The sequence below is a fragment of the Paenibacillus sp. P3E genome, from assembly GCF_001909045.1.
In the GTDB taxonomy this organism is placed as follows: Bacteria; Bacillota; Bacilli; order Paenibacillales; family Paenibacillaceae; genus Paenibacillus_AQ; species Paenibacillus_AQ helianthi.
In genome coordinates this window covers 22784-32867 of sequence record NZ_LVWH01000208.1, presented here as the reverse complement: position 1 = coordinate 32867, position 10084 = coordinate 22784, and the positions used below count along the sequence as shown (strand labels likewise).

Annotated in this window: 8 protein-coding genes; 5 read left to right on the top strand and 3 right to left on the bottom strand. The window is 49.4% G+C overall.

The genetic code is table 11. From position 1 onward, the window contains the following. Positions 1-197: 197 nt before the first annotated feature. The 3 genes from A3842_RS26120 to A3842_RS26110 all read left to right on the top strand — a co-directional run bounded on the left by A3842_RS26120 (position 198) and on the right by A3842_RS26110 (position 3844). Positions 198-1763: a DNA-binding protein gene (locus A3842_RS26120; RefSeq protein ID WP_074103262.1), complete on the top strand. Its 1566-nt coding sequence runs from the start codon at positions 198-200 to the stop codon at positions 1761-1763. 249 nt (positions 1764-2012) lie between these two features. Beyond that, complete coding sequence (locus A3842_RS26115; RefSeq protein WP_074087944.1) at positions 2013-3014, top strand: ATP-binding cassette domain-containing protein; 1002 nt, start codon at positions 2013-2015, stop codon at positions 3012-3014. A gap of 17 nt (positions 3015-3031) precedes the next feature. After that, on the top strand, positions 3032-3844 hold the full coding sequence (locus A3842_RS26110) for an ABC transporter permease (protein ID WP_074087946.1): 813 nt from the start codon (positions 3032-3034) through the stop codon (positions 3842-3844). Between the two features lie 99 nt (positions 3845-3943). On the opposite strand, the gene A3842_RS26105 is transcribed toward A3842_RS26110, so the two are convergent. Both A3842_RS26105 and A3842_RS26100 read right to left on the bottom strand, forming a co-directional pair. Beyond that, positions 3944-4954 (bottom strand): ABC transporter substrate-binding protein, encoded by a 1011-nt coding sequence (locus tag A3842_RS26105; protein ID WP_256701871.1) that lies wholly within the window; start codon positions 4952-4954, stop codon positions 3944-3946. An 87-nt stretch (positions 4955-5041) separates the two neighbouring features. After that, a complete protein-coding gene (locus A3842_RS26100) occupies positions 5042-6658 on the bottom strand; it encodes an AraC family transcriptional regulator (protein ID WP_143186380.1) in 1617 nt (538 codons plus the stop codon). A 133-nt stretch (positions 6659-6791) separates the two neighbouring features. On the opposite strand from A3842_RS26100, the gene A3842_RS26095 reads away from it, so the two are divergent. Continuing rightward, complete coding sequence (locus tag A3842_RS26095; protein ID WP_074103259.1) at positions 6792-7664, top strand: alpha/beta fold hydrolase; 873 nt, start codon at positions 6792-6794, stop codon at positions 7662-7664. 79 nt (positions 7665-7743) lie between these two features. Here the strand turns inward: A3842_RS26095 and A3842_RS26090 are convergent, their stop codons facing one another. Beyond that, complete coding sequence (locus A3842_RS26090; protein WP_074103258.1) at positions 7744-8562, bottom strand: lipase family protein; 819 nt, start codon at positions 8560-8562, stop codon at positions 7744-7746. Between the two features lie 175 nt (positions 8563-8737). Here A3842_RS26090 and A3842_RS26085 point away from each other — a divergent pair, with 175 nt between their 5' ends. Then, positions 8738-9856, top strand: a complete 1119-nt coding sequence (locus tag A3842_RS26085) for a copper amine oxidase N-terminal domain-containing protein (protein ID WP_074103257.1) — start codon at positions 8738-8740, stop codon at positions 9854-9856. The last annotated feature ends 228 nt before the right edge of the window (positions 9857-10084 follow it).

Below are 10084 nucleotides of genomic sequence, written 5' to 3'. Positions count from 1 at the left end.
ATATTATACGCAACAGGTTACCTATTTGTCGATAGCGGATGTTGGCTCAGTCATCCCGCCGGTTTGTCATCCTTTGAATAAAATTGTTTTAAAAATGTAAAAAATAGCAAATGGTTCTTCTATTCCAAATTTTACTATGCTATTCTATGGGCAGCCGAAATGGCCTCAATCCTATGAAGAGAATGGAGGAATGAAGAATGTTTCTAAGCTTCCCGCGTCTGCGTACAACCTGGACAAGCCTGGCGGTCGCCGCAATGCTGGCATCTGCCGTAATTATCCCTGCACCCCTGGTTCAAGCCGAAGGAGCATCTGATCCGGCTCCCAGCATTACCCCCGCCACTGCGAACGGCAAGAAGGTATTGTTCGATAACACGCATGCCCAGACTGCCGGTGCGGCCGATTGGGTGATTGATGGCGGCTTTTCGGATTTTGCGAACGGGCTGGCAGCCGAAGGTTACTACATTAAAGAGCTTCGCAAGACTACTGCGATCACCTTATCCGATCTGTCTGGCTACGATGTATTCATCATTCCGGAAGCCAATATCCCGTATAAGACGTCGGAGCAGAGTGCACTGCTTGACTATGTTCAAGGCGGGGGAAGCATTTTCTTCATCAGCGACCATTACAACGCAGACCGGAACAAAAACCGCTTCGATGCCTCCGAGGTCTTCAACGGCTACCGGCGGGGAGCTTGGGGAAATCCTGCTCTGGGTATGGGGGCGGAGGAAGCTGCTTCACCGGCGATGTCTGGAGTATCGAGCTCGGATTGGCTGGCTTCGAACTTCGGTGTGAGATTCCGTTATAACGCGCTAGGCGATGTGACGGCAAACCATATCGTGACTCCTTCGCAAGCCTTCAATATTACAAGCGGGGTATCCAGCGTGGCTGTTCACGCCGGTTCCACACTTGCCATCACCGACCCGGCAAAGGCAAAGGGAATTGTCTATGTTCCGACAACGGCTACCGCTTGGTCCAGCGCAGTGGATGCCGGTGTGTATAACGGCGGCGGTGTCGCGGAAGGGCCGTTTGTCGCGGTAGCCAAGGTTAGCGCAGGTAAAGCAGGCTTTATAGGCGACTCCTCTCCAGTAGAGGATGCAACGCCGAAATACAAAAAAGAGGAGACGGGCGGCACCAAAACAACCTATGACGGCTATGAGGAGGCGGATGACGCCACACTTTTGGTCAACATGGTGAACTGGCTCGCTACGCCGGAGAGCTATACAACATTCTCCTCGGTACCGGGCCTAACCCTGGATACGGCCACTCCGGTATACAGCTGGGAAGCGCCTGCCAGTTCCACGGAGCCGCAGGCTGAACCTTGGGCAGCGCCGGCTGCCGGCTACAAATGGTATGATTCTTCCACTTTCAAGACCGGTTCTTACGGTGCCGGCTCCACTACTCCAACAACACCTGTATATGCATTCGAACATCAGGCGACGCTTCCTAATCATTATGAGTTTGAGGTGAAAGTGACACTCTCCGGTCTGACACCGGGCTCGACGACCTCCGGATATAGCCTTGGGGTCTATACCAGTTCAGGTACGCAAGTCGCAAAGGTGAAGAACAGTGACGGTTCGTGGCCGTCATCGTATGGCTATAGCTCAACCTTTTCGCTAACGGCCAATTCAAGCGGTATTGCCACCAGAAGTTTAACCCTAACCATTAATCCAGCTACCACCGGTGCAGCCAATATGCGCTTGAGATTAAGCGGTACTGCAAAATTTACTGAACCGGTCACTATAGCAAATGTACCTGTCGAGTAATAGAAGCCGTATGAATAGATATAAGGCTTGGGTTTAAGGCGAAATGCCTTTTCCCAGGCCTTTTTTTGTCATGAAATGGTTACTTTCTACATCCAGAGACTGAGGGATAAATGCGTTTGGAGACCGTTAAGCTGCTTACCCGTTGGCGTTATAATGAAGCGGCACAGAAGAAATACATAACATGTTTATATTCAGTTTAAATAAGCGATTTATGATCCAACTATATTAGTTGTCAAGGAGGAGTAACAAATGAGTCAACTTAGGGCAGCAACCTCGAAGAAAGAATGGGCCATCGAGGCAGAGGGGCTTGTCAAAATTTTCGGGGACAATCGCGCGGTAGATGGTGTGGATCTTAAAGTGGCTACAGGTTCAATATATGGCGTACTGGGTCCGAATGGGGCAGGTAAGACTACAGTAATCCGGATGCTTGCGACGCTTCTAAGGCCGGATGCCGGCTCCGCCAGGGTTTTCGGGCATGATGTGGTGAAGGAGCCGCAGATTGTGCGTCAGCTGATTGGTGTGACCGGACAATATGCTTCAGTAGATGAGTCGCTCAGTGCCACTGAGAATCTGGTGATTTTCTCCCGGTTGCTCGGCCTGGGACGTGCCGAAGCGCGGCGCAAGTCCGAGGAACTGCTCGAGGAATTTGGATTAACAGAGGCTGCCAGACGTCCGCTTAAAAACTTCTCGGGCGGTATGCGCCGCCGGCTGGATTTGGCCGCAAGTTTGATTGCGCAGCCGCCGCTCATTTTCCTGGACGAACCGACGACCGGTCTGGACCCGCGTACACGGAATCAGATGTGGGACACCATCCGCCGGTTGATTCAGTCCGGTTCAACAGTTCTGTTAACCACACAATATCTTGAAGAGGCGGATCAGTTGGCTGACCGGATCGCTGTAATCGACCATGGCGGGGTAGTCGCTGAGGGCACAGTAGATGAGCTGAAATCATCTGTGGGTACTTCGTCCCTGCAGTTAAAAGTTCAGAATCCGCTTGACATCGGCTTTGCCCGTCAGACCGTTGAACGGGTGCTGAATGTAAAAACCATTATATCAGCGGAATCTGCGAACATTACTGCACCTATGGGGGATGCGGACCGGGTCACTGATCTGCTGATTGCCCTCCGTGAGGCGGGGATTTCTTTGGCTGAGCTGAGTGTGCAGAAGCCAACGCTCGACGAGGTTTTTCTAAGTATTACGGGGCATGGGGCAGAAGATAAATCCACGTTGGCGTCCGCCAAGTCAAACTAAATGGAGGGGTAAACAGTATGAGTACATTCATTAAGCCAGGCGCTGAACGCCAGCTCAAAAACCACACGAGCTTCGGCCAATCGGTGCGGAATTCATTAACGATGGCCTATCGGGGGCTGCTCAAAATCAAACGCACCCCTGAACAATTGTTCGATGTTACGCTTCAGCCGATTATTTTCACCCTGATGTTTACGTATATCTTTGGGGGCGCGATCTCCGGGGATATCCACAATTATTTGCCGGTGATCATCCCCGGAATTCTCGTGCAGACCGTAATCACAACTTCGATTGTGACAGGCGTACAGCTGCGTGAGGATATGGAAAAGGGCGTCTTTGACCGCTTCAAGTCTCTGCCGATCTCACGGATAGCCCCGCTTGCCGGAGCCTTGCTTGCAGACACAGTCCGCTATACGATTGCGACTGTGCTTACGTTTGCGATGGGATATGTGATGGGACTACGTCCTGAAGGCGGATTCGGGCATGTTGTCATGGCCGGTGTGCTGGTCATTATCTGCTCCTGGGCCATCAGCTGGATCTTTGCTTTCTTCGGTGTTATTGCACGTACAGCTTCCAGTGTACAGGGGATATCCATGATCGTGCTGTTCCCACTGACCTTCCTGTCGAATGCTTTTGTGCCGGTGGATACGATGCCGGACTGGCTTCAATGGTTCGTCAAAATGAACCCGATATCGCATCTGGTTACAGCCGTCCGTAATCTGGTTAACTTAGGAACCATAGGCTCGGATCTGGTCTACTCCCTCGTAGGAGCTGCTGTCATTGTGGCGGTCTTTGCGCCCATCACCGTGCGGGCATATATGCGGCGTACCTAATCAATATATCTTCCGGTATAACTTTACGGTAAATAACGCAAAAGAGCCATTTCCTAAGATAGGAATCTGGCTCTTTTGGTGTTTATGGATTGACTTGCATTATTTTTGTCCGGCGGTGAGCCAAGCCGCAAGCTCTTCCGTTTGGGAAAGAACGGCAATGGGATCATAGTACCAGGATTTCCCTTCCTTCCAGACATAAATATGATCATTTTTGACCGCAGGCAGGCTACCCCAGATCGGATCATCCTTGTAGTCCTGCACGGTTTGTTCGTTGTCGGTTATGATGAGGTAATCCCCGGCATATTTGTTCAGCATCTCAGCAGAAATTTCAGCCCACTGCTTCTCCATGATTTCCTTAGCAACTCCAGCAGGAGGCTTGCGGCCCAGCGCCTGATAGACAGGCTGTCCACCGCGTCCAAAGTTGTCTCCATAAGCCCAAGTGGCTTTGTCGCCATGCTCGAGGATGCTGAAGGTAGCATCAGCAGGGATGACTGCGTCCACCTTGGCTTTGGCTTCAGCAATACGCTTGTCGTATTGAGCCAGCCAGTCCTTGGCTTCTTGCTCTTTACCCAGCAGCTTTCCGAAATAAGTTAACTCTTCATGAGTATTTTTTAGATCCCCATAAGGCACGATGATGGTTGGAGCGATTTGGCTTAAGGCCTCGTAGCTGTCGGCCATACCGGAAATAATCAGATCGGGTTCAAGTTCGAGGATCCTTTCGGGTGACATTTTCCCGTAGGTTCCGGTATCAGCTATGCCGGCAAGGGCTTCTTTGAAGTACATATTCTCCAGTGTCAGGCCGGGAGCGCCGACAGGAATAGTATCCAGGGCAATCAGGCTGCCCAGGTATTCCTCGGCAACGATGCGTTTCGGTTTAACCGGGATTTTAATCTCCCCGTTTATGGTTGTAACCGTTTTGAATGCAGCGGGTTCCACCGTCTGCTCCGGTTGCTGTGAAGCAGGGGGGGCTTCGGTGGCGTTTCCTGTATTTGCGGCACTTCCCTTGGAAGTATTGTTTCCGCAGGCTGAAGCTAATAAGGTTATTGCCAGCAGCAGGGAAAAGATGAGCCAATGTCTTTGTTTCGCGCTGCGTTGTTGCAGATGATTCAACTTGTGTGCCTCCTTATGTACAATGATTATCATTCTCATTTATACTTTACAGACTTCACCCAGTGAAGACTATGGTCTGATGTGATCTCACACTATGTAAATTTGTGATGTGATTGTCTGCATGATCATTTTCAATTGCGCCAGCGAGGATAAGGGATCGAAGCCATAGAATAAATCCGGCTGGTGTAGTTGATAGACATGGCCATTGTGAACTGCGTCAAGTTCCTTCCAGCTTGAGGAGTGCAGCAGCGCTGAGAACTGCTCCAGTCCTTCATGCGTTGTGGGTATACTGGTAATGAAAATATGTTCAGCAGGATAAGCAGCGATAGTCTGGGTGGGTGCTTTCAAATAACCGCTGCGTTGCAGGCCTTGCTCCAGCAGGGCAGCAGGCGGGCGGAAACCCAGATCACCATATAGGATCTGACATCCATGCCCAAAGCTGCTGCTGTAGGAATAAGCGGTATCTTCGCCAATTTCCCAGACTATGGCTGTCCCGCGCGTTCCGATCAGCCGGTCCAATTCCAGATTGGCCTCATGACACAGCTCACCATAGCGGCTCAGCCAAGCCTCAGCCTGCGGCACTCGGTTTGCAATGGCGGCGATCTGCCGGAATTGCTCCCGCCAGCCCATATGCATAAAAGGCAGCTCAATTACCGGTGCGACCGGCAGCAGCAGCTTGCTCTCAGCGGTAAGGCTATAGCTGATGATAACATCAGGCCGTGCTGCGGCTACTGATTGGTAGAGTGAAGCGGTGCTTGTCTCTTCAAACCGCAATTTATCCTGGGAAGGGGCAAGCTCAAGACGCTCCATCCAGCTTGAATACACACCCAGTTCAGGCATGACTTCTAGCGCTCTTAAGCTGGCGGTGTGATTGAAATTCAGAGTAACAATTCTTTTGTTCTTGCGGTGGTAGGCTGCCGGAGATACGCCGACCACCTGCTTGAATTTTCTGCTTAAATAGGTTCCTTCGCCATAGCCAACCTCCTGCGCCAGTGCGGTTAAATTCGGTCTGTCTGTCAGTATACGCTGCTGTGCCCTGCGGATCCGAAGTAAGGTAAGATATTCGTTAAAGGTTTGACCCGTGGCCTTGCGGAAGGTGCGTGAGAAATGTTCCGGGCTGACCCCGGCCAGTTCTGCCATCTGTACTCTTGTCAAATCTTCGTTATAATGCGTTTCTATATGTTGCAGTACTTGATCAAGCCATTGCACGGATGTTTGGGCACAATCCACTTTTGTTCGGTACAGCTCTACCAGAAGCTCCGAGAACAGCTTCTGCAGGGCGAACGGATTATCCTGTGCCGGCGCCTCCCAGGTTTTTAGCAGTTCTGAAGCTAGTGTACAAGCTTTTGAGCTGCCTGCATTCAAAGGTATGCCGTTGTTCAAGGGATTGGCCCCGGCTTGCTGCGGAAGCAAGGTGGAGTATTCAATCCATAACCCATGAAGCTGGTATTGTGGATGTAAGGAAACGCTTAGCGTCCTGGAGCAGCACAGCAGGGTTCCGCAAGTAAGGTTATGCTGTTTCCCTTCAAGCTCAATGGTGCCGTTCCCGCCGGTTACAATCATCAAAATAGAATGCTGTTGCCCGGTATCGGGATCTCCACTGATCGATAATCCGTTAAGATTTGCCATCCGCGTGGGGATACAGAAGCTATGGGGATGAGCGATGGAGCTGTCACAACGCTGAGTGAGCATATGTACTTTCACTACCTTCGTATTTGATAATCGTTCTCAATTGCAGTATAACAGCTTTTATACTTAACTCAACTTTCACACTGAATCTGACAGAATCCATAGGGTATAATGAAGTGAATGATTTTACATATTGGAGGCAAAGAACATGCTAGAGGAACTAATAGACTTAGGGCACGTAGGCATTAATGTGAAATACGCAATAGAACATAAGGAAGTCGTTCTCTTTCTCCACTTTAGCGGCGGGAATTTGAACATGTGGGATGGCATCATCCCGCAGTTTGAGCAGGAATATAGTATCATTGCTCCGGACTGCCGGGGGCATGGCAAATCAGATCAACCTGAAACAGGCTATCATATTGATGATATGGCGAACGATATGTATATCCTGCTGCAGCATCTTAATGTGGAGCGTTGTCATGTAGTCGGCAGCTCCATGGGGGCAGAGGTGGGACTTAGTCTGGCTGCATCACATCCCGAACTTGTTCAATCGCTTATCTGTGAAGGTGCCTTGTATAATGAGTTCGGTGAGTATGGATTATTTCAGGGGTCAGAAGAAGAAATCGAGCAGAAGAAGGAAGCCCTGCGGGTCCAATTGGCAGAGCGGAAGGAACGTGAATTTCCCACTAAAGAAGCCTATGAGGAAGAAGAACAGATGGAATTCGAGGCGCACGGATTGTGGAACGAATACTTCTCTGCCTTTATCAAAAATAATCTGCAACAGCTGCCAAACGGTCATTTTGCCTGTTGTTTTTTAAATCGGGTTAGAACCGAATATATTCAAAAATACTGGGATGTGAAATTTGAACACTATTACAACAAGGTGAAGTGTCCGGTTCTTTTCCTGCCGAGCGAAGAAGAGTGGGCAGATGAGAAGATAAGAGGCAGTCTGCATACCTTTTCCAGTCTGCTTGATACCTATGAAATTGAACGTATTGAGAACTCCCTCCATGCTTATGTGTGGATGCAGCTTCCGGCAGCAGCAGGTGACGCGGCAAAGAGATTCATCAGCAAGCACTAATGAAAATTCCCATTACATAGGTGAGAATGATCCATGACATTAGCCCGTAGGCTAGTGTCTTTTGCTTATCCAAGGCCTGCTAAGCTCGAGTCGCTTGGGGGAGTTCTTCCACAACCGGACAAAAACCGGGGGTTGAAGCGCATAGCTGCTTCGTGAATTCCGGACGGAGCTTGGAAAGTTTCCTGAAATAACTGCTGAGTGCGTGATTGAGGCTGACGGAGCCATTTTGAAAAGAAAGGGGATAAAAGGTCTGGACATGGCTGTAATAATACCGTTTGTCCCGGCCAGGCATTATGAAGATCGAGGGCGGAACATAAACGGCAGCATCAAAAAGGTTGCCAATACGGTAGCTATTCGGAACATATCGCGAACAAGCCTTTGCGAAGGCCGGATCACCGGCACGGGGAGAACCATAGGTATATAGGTGTGGAGTATTGAATGCAGTATGAACAGCAACATCTGGAGCGCATAGTGTCGCGAGTGCCCCGCCGAGGCTGTGACCTGTTATATATAGCCTTTTGCTGGGGGACAACCGGGAGAGTGCAGAGTGAATACCGCTTCGTGCAGAGGAATAAATGTTGGTAAAGCCGCGGTGGGTAAGGCAGTTTTCTTTGATGTATTTGTACTTTTTTTGCGTGGCATTGGCGTTAGAAATCCAGTTGGCCGTTGAACTGCTCCCGCGGAAGGCAATAATAATCTCTTGCGGCGATTCCATAATGAATCCAAACGGTTCCCATACACGGCCTAACGATTTCGCTTGAATGATATGGGTGACTGAATATCCTGTTGGAACGGTGAATGCACCATCCGTATGATTAAACTGGACATAGGTCTGTCCACAGACAGCCGCCAGAAAGATGGCCCGTTCATCAAAAGCCTGATTGTTGTTCACCTGCATCCCGCCTTCCTTATAACCGTTGTATGACAGGAGCCTAAGATAGGTGCATGCCGCTGGAAAAAAAGTTAAGGATACGATTGAATCAAGCTCCTTATGTGGGAAAATCTGGTGAAACCTATCTGAACCGTTTGCGTCTATACATAACAGGTATGAATAAGAGAGGATGGAAAGATGTATGGTGAAAAAGTGGCTGGTTGCCCCTTTGCTCGCGGCCTCTTTGCTAATGGCTCCAATTACTGATGCTGCTTCTTCGGCATATTTCAAGTACTCAATGGAGGGCGGAGGTCAGAGCACCAATTCGGCGCTGATCAAGAATGGAATTACCTATGTGCCCGCTTATCTGTTGGAGTCGGCAGGTCTTCAGGCCACTTGGGATCAGGCTCATCAAAAGGTGCAATTTGTAGGATGGAAGAAAAAGCTTGGTATTCGAGTAGGGAGCTCAAAGGGCGTTCTTGACGGAGTAATCGTTGATCTTGGAGGAACTCCTTTTATCTATGAGGAGCAGTTGTATGTTCCCGCCCGTTTCGTAGTAGGTTCACTGGGAGGAACCACGGTGGGCTGGGATGCCGCGCATAGAGTCTATACTGCTCAAGGGCTTAAGTCCTTTAACTCCGCAAGTGCTGTCTACGGTGGTAACGATTATACAATTGATAAAAAAACCGGTAACCTCTGGGTAACCGCTCCTTCGGGTGAGCCCAAATTGCTGGCAAAACTCGGTTCGGAGCTGTATGATATGGTTCAATTTGATTTTAAAAAGACTCCAAAGGGCTTGATGTACCTGACTATCACGGATATTTACGGCGAACCCCATATCAACAATAAATGGTATACGCTGATCCTCAAGGATGGAATGGTTATCCGTCAGGATAGTGTGAAGTACTGGATGCGCTACGGGGATAATGTGAAAATGTACGGCAATCACTTGGTGCTTACGGACGGGAAAACGCTCCGGCTGATTGATGATGGTACAGGGAAGGTAACCTCATTCATTGACATGGTGAAGCTTGGGGGTGTAGCTGAGAACTATTTGGTGGAAGGAATGGATGATGATTATCTGCTGATTCGTCCGAATCAGAAGGGGCTGCTTATGCTGATCGAACGCAAGACGGGTAGACAGACGTTATTGTACCAAAAGCTGCTCGACACCAAGCAGCAGGAATATGCGGAAACCAACGATATTCCGTTCTATGGAGACAATCTGAAATTCATCAAGCGTGATGGGGATGCGCTGCTGTTCTCTAATGAGTATGTACGGGATGGCAAGATATATAAATATTTGCTGACGGGAAAATAAAGCTGTATCCAACCCATGAACCTAAAAAGCGCTCAAAAGCAGTTATTCCTATGCTTTGAGCGCTTATATGTTATTGAGGGATCAACCGGGTAAGCCTCCGTAAATCTCTAACTAACCCCGGGGCCCGAATAGAGGGTTCATCTTCTACGAGTATATCGTTCTTTTTAAATTAGGGTATACGGATGTAGCTGATCCGGGAACGAACTGCTTTGTTGACGCTGCAGGATT